This is a genomic window from Halioxenophilus aromaticivorans (assembly GCF_042850945.1).
Lineage (GTDB): Bacteria > Pseudomonadota > Gammaproteobacteria > Pseudomonadales > Cellvibrionaceae > Halioxenophilus > Halioxenophilus aromaticivorans.
Genome location: NZ_AP031496.1, coordinates 3,380,702 through 3,398,250, shown reverse-complemented (window position 1 = coordinate 3,398,250; position 17,549 = coordinate 3,380,702). Strand labels below are relative to the sequence as shown.

The following is a 17,549-nucleotide window of genomic DNA, read 5'->3' as shown; positions in this document are numbered from 1 at the left end:
TAAAATGACCAAGGACAGTCCTGAAACAAGTTCGGCGCCCACCGCAGCGTTAGAGGAAGAGAACGCCGAGCGCAATATTAAGTCCGGCATTATTGGTTATTTTGCACATAACCCAGTGGCGGCGAACCTTTTAATGTGGTTCATAATCATTCTCGGGTTGGTGTCTTATCTGACCATATCACGGCAAATGTTCCCAAACATTGAACTGGATATGATTCAAATTCAAGCTAATTACCCAGGCGCTTCGCCGCAAGAAATTGAAGAAGGAATAATGATTAAGGTCGAAGAAGCGTTGAAAGACGTGACTGAAATCGACCGTATCGTAACCCGTTCTTTCAGAAACAGCGGCATGGCAACGCTGGAAATCGATACTGAAGCCGATTTGGCCGAAACCATGGATAAGGTAAAGCTGAGGGTTGATGGTATTGCTACCTTCCCGGCAGAAATGGAACCGTTGACGGTTTATCAAGTTGAATTCCGTCAGGAAATTATCGACATGGCGCTGACCGGTGATGTGCCGGTCCAAGATTTAAAACCACTGGCAAAACAATTAGAAGATGAACTGCTGAACTTAAATCAGGTAAATATCGTTGAAGTTGAATACCCAGACGACGAAATCAGCATTGAAGTCGACCCCCAAGTCTTACGCGAATATGGCTTGTCGCTAGCCGATGTCTCTAACGCTATCTCCGCGTACTCAAGCAATATGTCCGCCGGGCAATTGCGTTCCCAGGGCGGTATCGTGTCCGTGCGCTTGGAAAGCCAATCCTACAGCGGTGAGGAATTCTCTAAAATACCGGTGAAGATTGGTCAAGACGGCGCAAAAGTGCTGTTGGGTGAAATCGCAGAAATAAAAGACAGTTTTGTTGAAGGAGAGCACTATCTGAAGTTCTCCGGGCAAAACGCCATTTACTTTTCGGTAAAAGGCACTGCAGACCAAAACACGGTGGATGTTTCAAAGCAAGTTAAGCAATGGCTAGATCAGAGGCGTGCAACCTTACCCAGTGGTATTGAACTACAGGTTCTAGTCGATACAACCTACTATCTCAATGGTCGGTTGGACATGATGAAGAAAAACCTCTTTATGGGGGCTTTGCTGGTTGGCGTAATGCTGACTATTTTTCTGCGTTTAAAGTTAGCGATTTGGGTAATGATTGGTTTACCAATCTGCTTTCTGGGCGCGATGTTATTGATGCCGTTCTTTGGCGTAACGATTAACGTTGTGTCGTTATTCGGTTTTATCATGGTGCTAGGTATCGTCGTGGACGACGCCATTGTGATAGGAGAGAGTGCCTTTTCGGAAATTGAAAAGAACGGCAATGGTGTTCGCAGCGTTGTAATCGGCACCAAGCGGGTGGCCACACCGGCTACCTTTGGGGTACTCACAACCATTGCCGTTTTTGCGCCGTTTACCATGTCCACTGGGCCAGAATCCGCATTTTTTGTTGGCATTGCGGTGGTGGTAATGTTGTGTTTGTTGTTCAGTCTTATCGAATCAAAACTGATTCTCCCTGCGCATCTGGCACACACCAAATTTGGTCCCGTTAAACCTGGCAGTTGGCGCTTTAAGTTTAACGCTGCCTACTCGTCTATTATTAACAATCATTATCGTTCGTTGGTTGAAAAATGCCTTGGCGCTCGATACCTAGTGCTGGCGGTATTTGTCGGCGTTTTGATAATCAGCTTTTCTTTGATCTCGGCTAATTTGGTCAGAGTTGTCCCAACGCCGCCTGTTCCCCATGATTTTCCTTCTATTAACATTGAACTGAGTGACAATGTTTCCGACAGCGCAATTGTTGATGCGCTGGTCAGCGTTGATGAGATGGTAATGGCGGTAGAGGCCGAAACCATTGAAAAATTCGGCCGTGGAATGATTAGGGATAGGCTCGTCATCAACACGGATCGAACAGAAGGTTTTGTGCTGGTTTCCTTTGTGGATGAAGATCAGCGTGACTACGACGCCTATGAGCTAGCTAGGATTTGGCGTGAACGTATGCCCGAAATTGTCGGCTTAAAATCGATTGTAGTAATCGACGACGTAAACACCAATCCAGATGCTGGCGGTGAGTTTGGCTATCTGCTAACCGGTTTGCCTGTTGATCAACTCAATGCAGCGGGCCGAAAATTTGTTGATCTGCTAAACCGACAGAGAGGTGTGTTCGACGTTAGCTCTACGATCGATCCCGTGGGCAAGGAAATCCAGTTAAACCTTCTGCCGGTGGCGTACAACCTAGGGCTAACAGCCACCGATATAGCGCAGCAGGTGGGCGTGAGCTTTTATGGAGGAGAAGCGCAAAGGGTCATCCGCGACGGCGAAGAGCTTAAAGTCATGGTGCGATACCCTGAGCTAACCCGTCAATCGTTCACATCGCTGAAATACGCTTACGTTACTACGCCCAGTGGGCGAGAGGTGATGCTAGGCGATGTGGTTGAGTTGGTAGAGAAACCGGGTATTGGTTATATACGGCGGGAGGGCGGCCGTTTAAGCGTCTATGTTTATGGCTCCCTGGATGAAGTGCTACTTGAGCCATCGCAGTTTCAGATTAACGTCGATGAACAGATTATCCCCGAGCTAAAAAGCCTATTCCCCGGCCTAAGCGTAGAGCTGGGGGGTGAACTTGCTAAGCAAAATGAGCAGTCCAACGAACAGGTACTGTTCTTTATTGCGGGCCTGTTGATGATCTACATTCTTTTGGCTGTGCCGCTGAAAAGTTACGCCCAGCCATTAATTATTATGTCCATCATTCCGTTTAGCCTAACAGGCGCTATCTGGGGGCATTTTGTTTTGGGAATGGATCTCAGCATGATGTCCACCTTTGGTTTAATCGCTGCTGCAGGTGTTGTGATTAACGATAGCTTAGTGATGACTGACTACATCAACCAAGTGCGCCGCACTGGGCTTTCAATTCGGCAGGCCGTCGTAGAAGCAGGTTGCATGCGGTTTAGGCCCATCACCTTGACTTCAATCACGACCTTTTGTGGCGTAATGCCAATTATGTTTGAGACCAGCTTGCAAGCCAGGTTTGTAATACCCATGGCGGTGTCATTAGGTTGTGCGGTACTGTTTGCTACGGTTATTACGCTGATATTGGTGCCTTGCATGTATCTGATACTGCAAGACCTAGGTAACTTGTTTACCAAAAGAGACGCGAAAGTTCAGCCGGATAACCCAGAGGGCACGCCTGTTTCGGCCGGTGGTTAATGGGCGATCTTAAGCCGATGTGCTGGCGGCTATCGAATGTTGGTGGTAACAAACGTAAGCGGTCGGATTACTGACCGCTGCCACAATAAACTCAAATTAGGGTTTATAAGCGAAGGGGCCGCAATTGGCCCCTTTTTTGTTGGTTGATTGGCTCGTTAGCTGGCTGAGCGCGCGCAATAGGAAGGTGGGTTTCCAGACGCTGGGTTCTTAGAAACTGGGATTTAATAGCTGGGTTTTATCACCAGCAAATCCTCGCGGATATTCTCGATGGCTTTCTCGGCGGTGTTGCCTAGCAGCATGCCTTTGATACCTTTGCGCCCCACGCTGCCCATAATCACCAAATCGTACTTTTTCTTGTTGGCTAAACTGGTGATTTCATCTTGTACTGCGCCGGCCAGCACGTGGCTGTGGGCGCCTTGAATACCGGCATCGGCCAATACCAAATCCAGTGCACGGTGCGCTTTATCGCCGTCCTTGTGCAGTACCTCGTCACTTTCTTTGATGGCCAGCTCGGATAAGGTTTTAGGGATAGCGATAACATAGGCGGCGTGTAGCTCGGCGTTGAGCTTTGCTTGTGCGGCTTTGGCCACGGATAAAACGCCGCGGTTCATCTCTAATTGTTCTTCGCTGTCGTCTGAAATATCCAAGGTGGCCAGCACGCGGAATTTTTCGGTTTTCCATTTGCGATTCATGGTAAGCAGCAGCGGGTGGGGCAGTTGTCGAATGAGCTGCCAGTCGTTTTCATCTTTTACATCGCTGTTGTGTTTGGCAGCGGTTTTCACCACTAATTGATAACGCTTACTGGCATTGGCACTAAGCAGCCATGGGTTAATTTGATCCGGCGCGATACAGCTGGATTCGAGCAGTTTGATGTTATTGCCAACCACATCGCTCGCCAGGACGTGCAGCGCGTCGTCTGCGATAGGGCTACTTTGGCTACAGCTGTAGCCCAGCACCGACAGGGTGCTTCCTTGGTTGAGTGCTAGCCAGTGGGCCTTTTCCAGCGCTAAATCAGAGGGGTTATCGTATTCCCAGACGGCCAGTATGTTTGCTTCCATAGATCTTACCCAATCTCCTGCTCAGTATTATTGGTGCAACGCCAAGAGCGGTGTAGGAGCTGGCTCTAGGAGCGGCGTTGATTTGTAGTAGCCCACAAGTTACAACGCGCGATCACATATCTCAAGGCCCGGGCAAACGGCAAAGCCGCTGTTTTTGATAAAAACCAAGGCGATTGTAAAAACTTGCTCTGCCTGATTGGGTCAGCTTAGCTTGCGAAGTACCGGTTTAAGGTGGGCCAGCAAGCGCCGTTGATTGGCGGCCAGGGCCTGGAATGCACCGTCGCAGGTCATTAAAAACAAATCGTCGGAGTCCACCTGGCCAGCATCCACGGTTACGGTGCCGTCATCGGCCGCCAGTGTGCTTATTTGCACCACTTGATAGGTGCGCCAGCCGCCAAAATGATTTTGCAGTTTTACTGTGTCACCGGTGGCCAATTTTGCCAGGCTTCTAAAATGGGTGTCGTTGTGCGCGGCGATTAACTGTAGCCCCGTTTGCCCTGCCGTAGCGGTGGGCAGTTGCCATTGCAATCTGCCTGGGCCAAAGGCCAAGGATTGACCCTGTAGCCCTTCAAGCACAAGCCACTCTTCATCCAACCCAGGCACCGATAATTTTGCCACCGGCCAGGTATCTAACCAGGGCCAAGGGCGCTGGCCCAGTTCTTGGCTGGCCAGGGTTTTTGCCCACGCATTGGCAATTAACCACTGGGCGGTGATGGCCTTAACTTGGATGTACCCAGATTGGGCAAAACACAGTGCTGCGGTGGCAAGCAGAGTAAACAGGGTGGCGCTGTGTTTGGTAGGCCGGGCAGGGCGTGCCCGGTGTTGTTTGCTATTGGAAGTGATTGCCATGGCTGATGTTTTCATCACGTTAGCTCCATCGCTTTGCTACTGCGACCCGCCGATAGGCTGCCGCAATCAATAGCAGCAGGCAGCCCAGTGCCGCCAAGGGGGTGCTGTAGGTGGCGGTTTGCGGTGCGGGGATTGCCATGTCTTGATTTGGGGCGGTGGCGGCGATTTTCTCTTGCGTTAACGCCAGGCTGGCTGGCCGGTGAATGGTTTCTTCCACGGCCACAAAGCTGGTGTAAGGGGTAAGCAGCTGGTGCTGTTCTGCCAGGGGGACCACGGCGGTTTTCACCGTCGCTTCGTCTACGCCTAAATACACTTGGTCCAGCAGGTGGTCGATTTTATGGCGTGCCCACTGGCGTGCAATGCCGGTGCGTTGAGCTTGGTCGTTGCCCCGAGGCACTACGCCTTGCCACAGGCTGCCATCGCTGTAGTTACCTTGCAGTTGAATATCACCTGCCAGGGGAGTGTCTTCGGTAAATTTTACCGCAACGATGATGGGTTCATCGGCGTATAGGTCTGGTGTCTCCTTGGGCCAAGCCTCCACCGGTTGCGGCCAGGTGATGTGCAGTTTCTGCATCACCGCGTGGTTAAGTTTATTGAACAAGCCCGCAACTTGATCTGCCACTTGGTTAACGTCGCTAATTTTAGTAAAGCTACCTCGGCCGACTTGTGCGGCTTTGCGCATAAAGAAATCGTTGGGAGCGGATCCAATGGCTACCGTGAACAGGCGAGCATCGTCCAATTGGTGGTAGATCAGATTCAATAAATCCTGCTCGTAACCAATGGCGCCATCGGTGATAAATACCACTTGCCGCAGGGTATTTTCGTCTGCCTTGGGGGTAGCCAATGCCTGCATCAATACCGGTAACATCTGCGTACCGCCCTCGGCTTCTAGCTGCTGGATAAAATCTAAGCCTTGGGCAACGTTGGAACTGTTTGCCGGCACACTGTTAGCAAAGAGTGCTTCGAAATCGTCGTTAAATTGCAAAATATTAAAGCTGTCGTCAGGGGATAATTGTTCCACAGCCTTGGCCAGCGCTTGCTTTGCCTGTTGAATGGATGCGCCGCCCATGGAGCCAGAAGTATCGATGATAAAAATAATATCCTGTGCCAGGGCTGTGCTTGGGCCGGCTGGCGGAGTCACCATTAATAGCCCAAAGCGCTGTGTGCCAATTTGCTCCTGGTAGAGCGCCGATTGGGGTTCTGAACCGACGGGTAAGTCCCATTGCAGAATGAAGTCTCGGTCCATTAACACGGAATTTTGCACCGTGTTTACTGAATAAGAATCGCCGTCATAAATCGTGTTTATTTCGTGGCTGCTGCGAATATTGTTCTTGGCCAGGGCAGCATCCAAGGTGATATCCACCGACATATAACTGCCATCGGTATCGCCGCTTTTTAACTCAGGTTGATGGGTTGCTAATGTATCTGGGGTATTATTTGGGTCGATGAGTTCAGCCGGAGAAAAGCGCGGCGTAAACGTAGTAGGAAGTGATAATGAAAAAGTAGGGTGCTGGTAATCCAGTGCGATTTGCAAATGAATTTCTACGGTGACTTTTTCGTAGGGTGCGATATTAGCAACCGCTTGGCGAAATAAATTACCGCTGACCTGTTCCAATAACGCGGCTTTTTTACCTTGGGATTTGGCCCGGGTATAGATTTTTTTGGCCAGCGCTTTTTCTTTAACCTGGGCGACGATTTTGCGGTCTGCTGTAGTGATGGCAAGGTAATGGACCGTAGACTTTTCCGACAGAGGAAACACATAAATCCCCTCGCGCCAGTCACTACCGGTATTTTCAAAGGTTTGCGTTAACACCACCGTGGCCAGCGGGCCGGAGATATCAATATCCCAGGCAGTATCCAGCAAAATGGCTTGCTGATAGCTATCGTCCGTTCGCCAGAGCATTTGCCCGCTGTTTGTTAAACCGCTATAGCCTTTTTGATTGCCGAGATTGCTGGCGTTGTGATTATTGGTAGTAGTGTTAGCGGTAGCAGAGGAGACGGATAGTTGCCATTGGCCGTTATCACCCTGAGCTCTACTAGGCACCGCTTGCAACAAGCACAACAAACAAAAGAGTGCGTAAACCCAGGCTAAAAAATACCGTGGCGGAGAGCCCTCTGAGTTTGCTGCCCTGGCGCTGGGTTTGGGTTCTTGGTTTTGCGTCCTATGCGGATGCGGCGGGTTTAATAAGTACTTGGTAATAAACATGGCTTTGCCCCTTGAGTGTTTAAACCAGTACAACACCTAAATTTGGCGGATTTGGGGGTGCTTTAGGGCTCTTTGCGACCAATTATGATCAATTATGGCGGCCCAGCCGGGTTGTATTGATTTGGCACTACCAACGGGTAAACTGACGGGCCTTATGCAGCTAATGGCAACTCATTCATGGCCCGTAGAATTTATATCGTAGAAGATGAACCTGCCATCGCCGATAACTATCGGGATTTTTTAACGCGCCATGGGTTTGAGGTGACCATCTTTGCCAGTCGCCCCGACGCTCAGCAGGGGTTTGACATAAAACTGCCGGATTTGGCCATTATCGATGTGGGTTTGGGCGATGAAATAGAAGGGGGGTTTGACCTGTGTCGCAACCTGCGAGCGCAAGCACCCACGCTGCCAATTATATTTTTAACCGCCCGCGACAGCGACTTTGATATTGTCTCCGGCTTGCGTCTAGGGGCTGACGATTATTTGACCAAAGATATTTCCCAGCAGCATATGTTGGCCAGGATTGTCGCGCTGTTTCGCCGCATAGAGGCGCTTACCGAGCCGCAAGACCCTGCATCGGAACAGATTACGCGGGGTCCGCTCAGTATTGACATGGACCGCTTACAAGTGAGCTGGCAAGCGCAGCCGGTGGACCTAACGGTGACCGAGCTGTGGATGGTGCACAGTTTGGCTCGACACCCCGGCCATGTGAAAAACCGACAACAGCTCATGGACGCCGCCAACGTCGTACTGGACGACAACACCATAACCTCACACATCAAACGTATCCGCAAAAAGTTTTTGCGCTTGGATCCCAATTTTAAGGCCATACAAACCGCCTACGGCATGGGTTACCGCTGGGACATGAGTTAACAACGGGCCATGCGTTTACGTAAACAATTATCACTGTTGGCGCTGCTATTTTTGTTAATGCCTGTAGCCGGCTTTCTGTTTGTGCGAGAAATTGAACAACTGCTGCGGCTGGGCCAAGAACAGGCTCTGATGGCCAGTGCCCAAGCGGTGGCCGACCGCATCCACGCCGACGAGGCCCTGCTGGCGGATATCGAACGCGCCAATCCAGATCAGAGTACGGGCCAGCCGCTGTATGTCTTTGCCGACTCTGCCGCCATTACCCTAGATGGCTACGATGACGACTGGCGATTTTTAAAGCTGCGCTCCCAGCAGTTTAACAACGCGGCAAGCCCGTGGCAGATTACGTTAATTCACCAGGGTGCTGCCGTAGTTGGCTTTCTAACCGTTAGCGATAGTGCCTTTGAATTCCACGACCCTAGGGTGGCGTTTCCCGCCAGTGGCGATTTTGTAGCCTTGTATGATCAGCAAGACGCGTCTTCGGGCTTGTTGGTGTTCCGAACCAGCGCTCCCGGTGAGATGCAGTCCGTTTACCTGGCCACAGGCCAAGAACCCGAAATATTACACACAGCGCGGGCTGTTTGGCGGGAGCTGCCAGCGGGCTTTCAGATTGAGTTCTCGGTGCCTGAGCGGTTTTTTCGTGGCGGCGTAACGCTTGGGGTGTACGACAGCCAAAACCGGCAATGGGCCAGCAATATGGGCAATGCAGAGATCAATGCCGAGCAATTGTTCACCCAGTTGCTGCGTTGGCCGGTACGCAAAGCCGTGCTGCAAAATGAAGCCTTGCAAAACGCCAGTTCCATCTTCACCCACAGCGGGCAGCGCTTGCGGGTGGTTAATAACAGCCAACGTGTTTTGGCTGATGCCAATCGGTTACACGACGTGACCTCCCAGGCACCGCCCATGGCTTGGTTGGTGCAGCGTATTATCAACGACGAGCCGCTGCAGTCGGTGGAGCGCGAATATCGTGTTGGCCAGTTGCACGCGCCGGAGGTTGAGCGTGCAATCGCCCAGGGCGAGCCAACCTCCCATTGGTACCAGTGGAATCAAAGCAGCAATCTGGTGCGCGTGAGCGTGCCCATTAAAAACCCCGAAAACCAACAGCTTATTGGTGCGGTGATAGCGGAGCAGACCACACACCAATGGCTTGCTCTGGCTGACCGCGCATTTAAGCGTTTGTTGATGTATTCCCTGTTGGTTATGGCCGTTTTGACCCTGGCTTTGTTTGCCTACGCCACCTGGCTGAGTGTGCGAATTCAGCGCTTAAGCCGGGCTGCGGATAACGCCATCGATGAAGACGGCAGCATTAACGTGGATTTTCCTAAGGCCAAAATTCACGATGAAATTGGCGATTTAAACTGTCGTTTTGGCCAGTTACTACAGCGGGTAGGGGAGTACAACGAGTATTTAAAAACCTTGGCCAGTAAGTTGTCCCACGAACTGCGCACGCCCCTGGCCATCGTAAAAAGCTCCTTGGATAATTTAGAATCAGAGACAGATAACACCGAAGTATACCTAGCCCGGGCCAAGCAGGGTACCGATCGCTTGTCTTCCATTCTCAACGCCATGAATTCCGCACGACGCATTGAGGATGCCATTAATCACGCCGATTTCGAGGCCATTGATTTGGCGGCGCTGCTACATGACGTGAGCCAGGCCTACGCTGCAACCTATCCCTCGGCTAACAGCGATAAGTCGTTTTCTATCCACAGCGCTGTGCCGGCTACGCCGGTTTGGGTGATGGCAGCGCCGGATTTGATTGTACAAATGCTGGATAAATTGTTTGAAAACGCCGTGGACTTTTGTAATGACCAAGGCGAAATTCAGTTTAGCATTCGGCAACAGGGTAAATTGGCCAAACTTACGGTAGCCAATACCGGGCCTAACTTGCCCAGTAATATGAGCGGGCAACTTTTTTCCTCTATGGTGTCCGTACGGGATGCCAACCAAGCGCAACCCCACCTGGGTTTAGGCTTGCACATCGTTAAACTCATTGTAGATTTTCACCAAGGCCACGTCAGTGCCCGCAACTGCACGGAATACTCTGGTGTGGCATTTGAAATAACCCTGCCTCTGGGCGAAGAGCCCGATTCTCGCCAATAGCAATTTCCGTTTAAAAAGCGTGCTTCGTTAGCAAACGGCGGTTAATTATTTTTGTAGCAATCCAACGTTAATCAGATCGTCATAAAACCGAAAAATCCCCAGGTTACCATCGCGCCGTTTTATCCATATGGCAAATGCCGATGCGTGCTGAAGGTGTTGGTTCGTCTTGCCTGTTTATGAGCCATTAAAGCGCTCACGTTGGTAGGGCTAAAAGTTGACTGGATTGCGGAATTAATTAACAAAGGATATTTCATGAACAAATGGTTATTGGTTGCCCCGGTTTTGGCGGCATCGTTTTCCGTGCAAGCGGATTTGATGATTTCTGGTGTGGTGGATGGCCCCTTACCAAACGGCTTACCCAAAGCTGTGGAAATTTACGTTACCTCGGATATTACCGATTTAAGCGTGTACGGTGTTGGCTCCGCGAATAACGGTGGTGGTTCTGACGGTCAAGAATTCACATTTCCTGCGGAGTCGGTAACTGCGGGAAGTTATATCTATGTGGCCTCGGATACGGCCGGGTTTGAAGCGTTCTTTGGACCTATGGACAATTTCCATGAAAGCGGCGCAATGTCCATCAATGGTGACGACGCCATTGAGCTCTTTAAAAACGGCGCGGTCATCGATGTGTACGGTGACATCAACGTCGATGGCACCGGTGAGGTTTGGGATCATCTAGACGGTTGGGCCTACCGCAATACCAATGCAGAGCCCAACTTGGGCGTGTTTGATGCCTCTGGCTGGACTTACAGTGGTACCAACGCACTGGACGGCGAAACCACCAACGCCAGCGCTGCAGCGCCTATGCCCATCGCTACATTCACCACCACCTTTACCACCATTGACGATGGCGAAGGCCCTACAGAACCACCGCCAAGCATAAGCCTAGGCAGCTGCTATGAGCCGGCAACGTTAATCAGTGCGGTGCAAGGCAGTGGTGATGAAGTTGCCATTAGCGGCCAAGTGGTGGTTGAGGGCATTGTGACCGGCTTTAACGATGACGGCTTTTTTGTGCAGGAAGAATACAGCGACAGCGATGGCGATGATGCCACCTCGGAAGGCATATTTATTTTCGGTACACCGAGTGCCGGTATAGCTGCAGGCAGCGTTGTGCGCGTGTTGGGTACCACCGGCGAGTACTACGACAACAGCCAGATTAGCGCAGAAACCATGCTGGATTGTGGCCCCGCCGCTGAGGTGCCATACCCAGTAACCATTCCCATGCCATTCAGCGGCGTGTTGGATCTGGAATCCGTAGAAGGCATGTTAGCCGAAGTCACCGATGCCACCATTTACACCCTGGACAATTTCACCCGCTACGGTGAAATCAACGTCAGCGATGGCCTGAAATGGACGCCGTCCGATGTAGCTGTACCGCTCAGCCCTGAGTTTTATGAAGCCGAAGCGAACGCCGATGCCAATATACTGTTAATCGCAGACGATAGCGGCAGCCAATACCCGTCTACCATTAACTACTACAGCACGCCGGAGTTTGATGGCCTGAACTACGGCAACGCACCGAGAGTGGGTGACACGGTGACTGCCAGCGGGCCAGTGTTTTACTCGTTTGGTGATTATCGCATTTTACCCACCAAAGAAACCTTTGCCATCACCAGTAAACGTGAAGCATTGCCAGAGGTTAGTGGTGGGGACGTTACCATCGCCAGTTTTAATGTCTTGAATTACTTTAACGGCGAAACGTTAAGTGATGGCACAGTTACCTTTGACTACGATGCCAACCGCGGCGCCGAAAGTGCAGAGGAATTTGAGCTGCAACAGGCTCGCATTGTGGAGGCATTAATAGCCATTGATGCCGATGTTGTGGGTTTAATCGAAATTGAAAACGATGGTTTTAAGCGTGGCAGTGCTATTCATCAATTGGTGAACGAACTGAATAAGGCCGTTGGCAAGCGGGTATACAGTTACGCTCGTAACCATAACCCTGCGGTTACCGGTACGGATGCCATCAGCAATGCCATTATTTACAAGCATCGCCAGGTCGCCAAGCTCGGCCAGATGCGAGGTATCGAGTTACCCACCCAGGACAACAATGGTGACACGGTGGCCATGCGTAATGCCTTGGTGCAGCGCTTTGTGCACAAGCGCACGGGTGACACCTTTGCGGTTGTGGTTAACCACTTTAAGTCCAAGGGCTCCCAGTGTTTTGAGGATCAAAACAGCCCCTCTGAATTGGATTCCATTCAGGGCAGTTGTAATGCCTTACGAGTGTCCGCGTCGGTGGCGCTGGGTAAAGCTCTGAACAAAATGTGGCTGCCTAAAAAGGTGCTGATTTTAGGCGACCTCAATGCCTACAGCCAAGAAGATCCAATTGCCGTGCTAACGGACTACTCACCGCAGGAGCGGGGATACACTATCACTACCGCCGTTAACACCGAAATGAATAACGGTGAGTCGGTTCCGGTGAAACGTGGCTTTGGCTACAAGGCGGTAAAAGAGGAATTTGAGCCAAATGGGTTTTCGTATTTCTTTTATGGATCCGACCAAGTTGGCTCTTTGGATCACATCCTAGCGTCGCCGGCAGCCATGCGCTCGGTGGTGGATTTTGGCCATTGGAACATCAATGCGCTGGAGTTGTACCAAACGCAATACGACCAAGCGCTGACCTATTACAACGGTGAGCTGGGCGACCTGATCGACTTCACCGGTGTTGGGCCGTTCCGCAGTTCGGATCACGACCCGGTTATCATCAGCTTGGATATGAAAAAGCCATGGTATTGGCATAAACGCCACTAGCGCTTAATCATTGCGTTACCACAAAAGGGGGGGGCTAAATTGGCCCCCCTTTTTTTATCGTTTCTTTTTTTCTTAGTCTTGTTTGCAGGTTTGTTTTAGCCGCCTAGGGGTGATCGCCTGCTTCGCTTAAGCCTTTATTGATTATACCCAGGGCCCAAGCTTGGGCGGATCGATAATGTTTGCAGTCTAGGACAAACTCCTGGCCTCGGGCAACGGCATCCAGACGGGTGTGGTCTCGTTTGCGTTGCCAGCGCTTGGCATCGTTGTGGTAACTGAGCGCCGGTTTGGTTTTACCAGGGTGGAACCACCGGGGCAGGCGCCATTGTGAGACTCGCTGGGCGTCGATATCGGTTAATCGTAGGTCGTCCGTTGCCGACGCAAAGTACCCGGCCCCGGGCAACACTTTGGCATTGGGCGACGCTTGTGTATTGGCCAAGGTAAAATCGTCGGCCGCGAGGTAAAGCGTGTTGTGTGGCGCATCAAATTGGCAGTGTGGATGGTAGCGCAGCCAAGGGTAGGTGACGCCGTCGCACTGTTGTGCCGCAATCACGTCTCCCACTTGCAAGTAGCCCCAAAAACGATGGTGGGGTTTGGTATCCTTTACCCACTGCCAACCTTGTTCGGTGGCCATAGCCTGGCGGAATAATCCAAAAAACAAAAAAAGATCGCCAACCCCAACACCCTGATTGGCCAAGTGCGCTTGGGCCGCGCCGTACTGACCAAACGCTGGCCGCCAGCCCGGGGCTCTTGGCAGGCTGTATGGGTTTAGGTCTGGGTCTAGATGGGCACCTTGATGTTGACTGATTTTGCCCTTGGTCAATTGTTCTACCATAGGGCCAATCTTGCCGCTTCCATGGGCAATCTCAATATAAGGCAGTTTCTGTCGCTGATCTGGTATTGGCAGCGACACAGGTGAGCCGTCGGTAAGGATTGGGCTGGGCACGCCACCGGAGGCGCTGTCGAAGCCTTTGCGGCTAAGAATGATCTTCATCTTTGCAATGGAAGTGTCTGTTTTATCTATTAATGGTCAGATATTCATCACTGATTCAGCCCCACATTGGCATTATGAACTTAGGCTCACAAGAGGCGAGCGCAGGGTTGTAACAATAGCGATTGAATCAACCAAGATAGCACTAACCAGGATTGCATTAAAAATAAAGGCAAGCGTGATCTGGTCGACATTTATCCTTAGATGGGTTCTGAAAAGCAAACGCAATTATGTGAATGCGTTTGAAAAAGCTTTTAGCGGATCAAAAACCCATTAGCGTTCGTACCGGGGTTGTCTATTATTAAAGGTAACCATCTTTCATGGTAACCCGTATTTAAAGTAATCCGGTGGCTAACCTGGTTCAGGTGACACTGTCCAGGTAAACAAAGCCCAGGTAAACGAAGCCCAGGCCAACGACGGCAGGGGTGATACACTCGCTTCTCCCAGCAATGTATTACCGGCAACGCATGTGAACCGTTTGTCGTTTAAAACATCGCATGGGATTAAAAGCGGTACCAAATCACAGTAATTCATAGACAATAGCAAACTACAGAAGTACTTCAAAAGGACTGAAGTTTTCGAGGCAATAAAATGGGAATCACCAGTAACCAACACGCAAGCCTTCCAGCTAGCGACCTGAGCGCCAATTCTTTAGGCCTAGGTGTACAGAGCCTAGATGTACAGGGCGTCGTACTCATCGCTAAATCCAATACATTTTGCGAAGCTATTACAGATATCACACTGGAGCAGCAACGCGATTACCAAATCAGCTTAAACGACGATTTGGCTCATCAAAATGCCAGTGAAGTCTTTGCGCGTAACTTGGTTCGCGCAGTGGAAGAAATGCTCAACCGCAGCAGCCAAATGGTGGAGCGTTGTCTGTCTACTTCCAGTAAGCCTGCCACGGAGCAGATGCGTTGGCTGCGTTGGAGCATTGAGCAAATAGGTTTGCAAAAAGACATTCTCGTCGACTTTGCGCTGCGCTTTAATCGTAGCTCTAGTGCGTTGGCGAACTTCCCCAAAGAACACTATCCCAGCGGTGCCTATCTGGCGCGGGTTCTATCGAACTTGGATTCTTTGTGGAATGATTGGTGTGCCCAGTTGAATCGTAAACTGGTTTAATAACGCACACACCTATAAGCTCGAAATCATCAGGCCACACCGTTTTGCGGTGTGGCCTTTTCAGTTGCGGATCTTTTGGTGGCGAGCTACCAAAGCAATCGTCAGGCGCTAAAGCCGCCCGCTGCGTTTGATTCTAAAATACTCATCCACTAGGCGCTTGTGCAAAAACTGAGGCTCGGTATCAATCAAACTGACGCCCCGGGCTCGTAAGTTGGTACCCACGGCTTTGCGCTCCAGGGTGTGTCCATGGGTGGCGCAGTATTGTAGCGCTTCGCTAAAGTTGCCTACCGGTTGATTCAAGGTCTCGGTTAACAATTCTTCTCTCAAGCTGGCTACCGTTACCACATGGTGTTTGGCCAATAGTTGCACGGCGCTGATAAGATCGTCGTTGTCCTCCGGTCTAACATTACTGACTAATACCACCAGGGAGCGTCGGCGATGGCGCTGCACAAATTGCTGCGCCGCTTGCAGGTAATCGCTATTGGCGGTGGTATTGGTTAAATCGTAGAGGGTTTCCAGCAGTTTGTTGATGCCGTTGGCACCCTTAACCGGGCTCAGCCAGCGTTGCGGCCCGGCAAAGCTCTGAAAGCCAGCGCCATCACCTTGCCGAATGGCGATATAAGCGGTGAGTAATATGGCGTTTAGGGCGTGGTCAAAATGGCTTAGGTGATCTTGCTTGTGGCGTAAACGGCGGCCGCAATCCAGTAAAAAGAAAACGTCCTGATTACGCTCGTCTTGATACTCTCGCGAAATAGGGCGGCCATGGCGAGCGGTCGCTTTCCAGTCGACCTGCCGCATGGAATCCCCCTCCACAAAATCCCTGAGCTGTTTAAACTCCATGCCTTCACCGCGCTTTTGCGCCAGGTGTACACCAAGCTGGCGTATGTGTTGCTCTAGCCCCAGTTGCCCAATGTGGGCGATGGGGGCAAAGTTTGGGAACACCTTTACTTCATTGGTATTGGTGGCAACCCATTTGTGCTGCCACATTCTCCAAGCGGAGGTAATTCGCAGCACGCTGCCGGCCAGTGTGGTGTTGCCGCGCGCAATGGGGGTTAGCTGATAGCGCAGTTTTTGGCTGGTGCCGGGGGGCAGGGATAGCCGCGCAGGAAACCCACCCGCTGTTAATAGGGGCGATGGCGGCTCAACTAGTTCGATGTCCAATGGCCGGTTAAGGTTATTGGTTAAGGTCAAAACAACTTCAGTGTTAACACCCAACGCTAGGGAGTGGGGTAAGACTCGCGATACGGTTAACTGGTTGAGAGGGCCGGGGCGCAATGCATCCAGTATGGCGATAACTATAATAACCGCGCCAAAGCAGTACCAAACAACCTGCAACAACGGTGTTTGGCCGATAAATATCGCCACCACAGCAATCAACAATGCCCAGCCTAGCCAGATGCCAAGCAGGCTAATGAGCAGTGCACTTGGCCTCATGTGCGCGGGGCGTCCACGCTGTTGAAAATTTGAGTCAAAATTTGATCGTTGCTTAGGCCATCTATTTCCATGTCGGCAGACAGTTGAACACGGTGCCGCATAACCGGTATTGCCATGCTTTTAACGTCATCGGGTGTTACGAAATCCGCCCCGCGCAACAGTGCTTTAGCACGGCTGGCGCGCAGCAAGGCAATGCTGGCTCGGGGGCCAGCACCTACGGTGAGGGCTGGGTTGTCTCGTGTGGCGCGCACCAGCGCAACAGCGTATTCGGTTACCTTGGCGTCCAGCGTAATGTTGGCTGCAGTGTGTTGCATGGCTTGGATGTCTTGCGGTGACAGCAAGGCTTCGCCTTGGCCCAGTGCGTGTTGGTCGTCGGTTTGGCCGGTGGTGATCAAACTGGCGATGGTAACTTCATCGTCAAAACTGGGGTAATCAATGAACACCTTCATTAAAAAGCGGTCCAGCTCGGCCTCTGGCAGAGGGTAGGTTCCCTCTTGCTCGATGGGGTTCTGGGTTGCCAAAACCATAAACGGTTGCGGCAGTGGCCGGGCTTTACCTTCTAGGGTGACTTGGCGTTCTTGCATCACCTCCAGCAATGCGGCCTGGGTTTTTGCCGGCGCACGGTTGATTTCATCGGCCAATAAAAGGTTGGTAAACACCGGCCCCGCGCGCAGACGAAAGCGATTATTTTCCATATCAAACATCACGTGGCCGGTGACGTCTGCCGGCATAAGATCCGGGGTGAACTGTATGCGTTTAAAATCGCCGGCGAAGCAATCCGCCAATGCTCTTACCAAGAGCGTTTTACCCAGGCCGGGAATGCCTTCAATCAAAACGTGGCCGTTGGATAGCAGAGCAATCAGTATTTGCTCAACCACTTTGGCTTGGCCAATCAATTTGGCGTTCAATTGCTGTTGAATGCGTTCTAGTAGTTGCGTAGCCGTATCGATATTCATGGTGTTC

At 51.3% G+C, this 17,549-nt stretch carries 11 protein-coding genes; 5 read left to right on the top strand and 6 right to left on the bottom strand.

Translation table 11 applies throughout. The annotated features are described in order from the left end of the window. Positions 1–4 precede the first annotated feature (4 nt). Entirely contained in the window at positions 5–3,202 is a 3,198-nt protein-coding gene (locus ACGHM3_RS14680; protein WP_345422632.1) for an efflux RND transporter permease subunit, read from the top strand. 221 nt (positions 3,203–3,423) lie between these two features. On the opposite strand, the gene ACGHM3_RS14675 is transcribed toward ACGHM3_RS14680, so the two are convergent. From ACGHM3_RS14675 to ACGHM3_RS14665, 3 genes are all read right to left on the bottom strand, one after another. Beyond that, positions 3,424–4,260 carry a universal stress protein gene (locus ACGHM3_RS14675; RefSeq protein WP_345422629.1) on the bottom strand — a complete coding sequence of 279 codons (837 nt, stop codon included), beginning with the start codon at positions 4,258–4,260 and terminating at the stop codon, positions 3,424–3,426. A 201-nt stretch (positions 4,261–4,461) separates the two neighbouring features. Next, positions 4,462–5,124, bottom strand: a complete 663-nt coding sequence (locus ACGHM3_RS14670; protein WP_345423079.1) for a sortase domain-bontaining protein — start codon at positions 5,122–5,124, stop codon at positions 4,462–4,464. A 4-nt stretch (positions 5,125–5,128) separates the two neighbouring features. Next, entirely contained in the window at positions 5,129–7,315 is a 2,187-nt protein-coding gene (locus tag ACGHM3_RS14665; protein ID WP_345422626.1) for a marine proteobacterial sortase target protein, read from the bottom strand. Positions 7,316–7,492: 177 nt separating this feature from the next. Between ACGHM3_RS14665 and pdsR the strand changes: the two genes are divergently transcribed. From pdsR to ACGHM3_RS14650, 3 genes are all read left to right on the top strand, one after another. Then, positions 7,493–8,188: a proteobacterial dedicated sortase system response regulator gene (pdsR, locus tag ACGHM3_RS14660; protein ID WP_345422623.1), complete on the top strand. Its 696-nt coding sequence runs from the start codon at positions 7,493–7,495 to the stop codon at positions 8,186–8,188. A 9-nt stretch (positions 8,189–8,197) separates the two neighbouring features. Beyond that, a complete protein-coding gene (locus ACGHM3_RS14655) occupies positions 8,198–10,288 on the top strand; it encodes an ATP-binding protein (RefSeq protein WP_345422620.1) in 2,091 nt (696 codons plus the stop codon). Positions 10,289–10,540: 252 nt separating this feature from the next. Then, a complete protein-coding gene (locus ACGHM3_RS14650) occupies positions 10,541–13,042 on the top strand; it encodes an ExeM/NucH family extracellular endonuclease (protein ID WP_345422616.1) in 2,502 nt (833 codons plus the stop codon). A gap of 103 nt (positions 13,043–13,145) precedes the next feature. Here ACGHM3_RS14650 and ACGHM3_RS14645 read toward each other — a convergent pair whose 3' ends face one another. Then, positions 13,146–14,033: a hypothetical protein gene (locus ACGHM3_RS14645; protein ID WP_345422613.1), complete on the bottom strand. Its 888-nt coding sequence runs from the start codon at positions 14,031–14,033 to the stop codon at positions 13,146–13,148. Positions 14,034–14,621: 588 nt separating this feature from the next. On the opposite strand from ACGHM3_RS14645, the gene ACGHM3_RS14640 reads away from it, so the two are divergent. Continuing rightward, a complete protein-coding gene (locus ACGHM3_RS14640; protein ID WP_345422610.1) occupies positions 14,622–15,152 on the top strand; it encodes a hypothetical protein in 531 nt (176 codons plus the stop codon). A 108-nt stretch (positions 15,153–15,260) separates the two neighbouring features. On the opposite strand, the gene ACGHM3_RS14635 is transcribed toward ACGHM3_RS14640, so the two are convergent. Both ACGHM3_RS14635 and ACGHM3_RS14630 read right to left on the bottom strand, forming a co-directional pair. Next, entirely contained in the window at positions 15,261–16,586 is a 1,326-nt protein-coding gene (locus ACGHM3_RS14635) for a DUF58 domain-containing protein (protein ID WP_345422607.1), read from the bottom strand. Continuing rightward, positions 16,583–17,542, bottom strand: coding sequence for a MoxR family ATPase (locus ACGHM3_RS14630; RefSeq protein ID WP_345422605.1), 960 nt, complete (start codon positions 17,540–17,542; stop codon positions 16,583–16,585). Before ACGHM3_RS14630 ends, ACGHM3_RS14635 begins: the two co-directional genes overlap by 4 nt. Positions 17,543–17,549 lie beyond the last annotated feature (7 nt).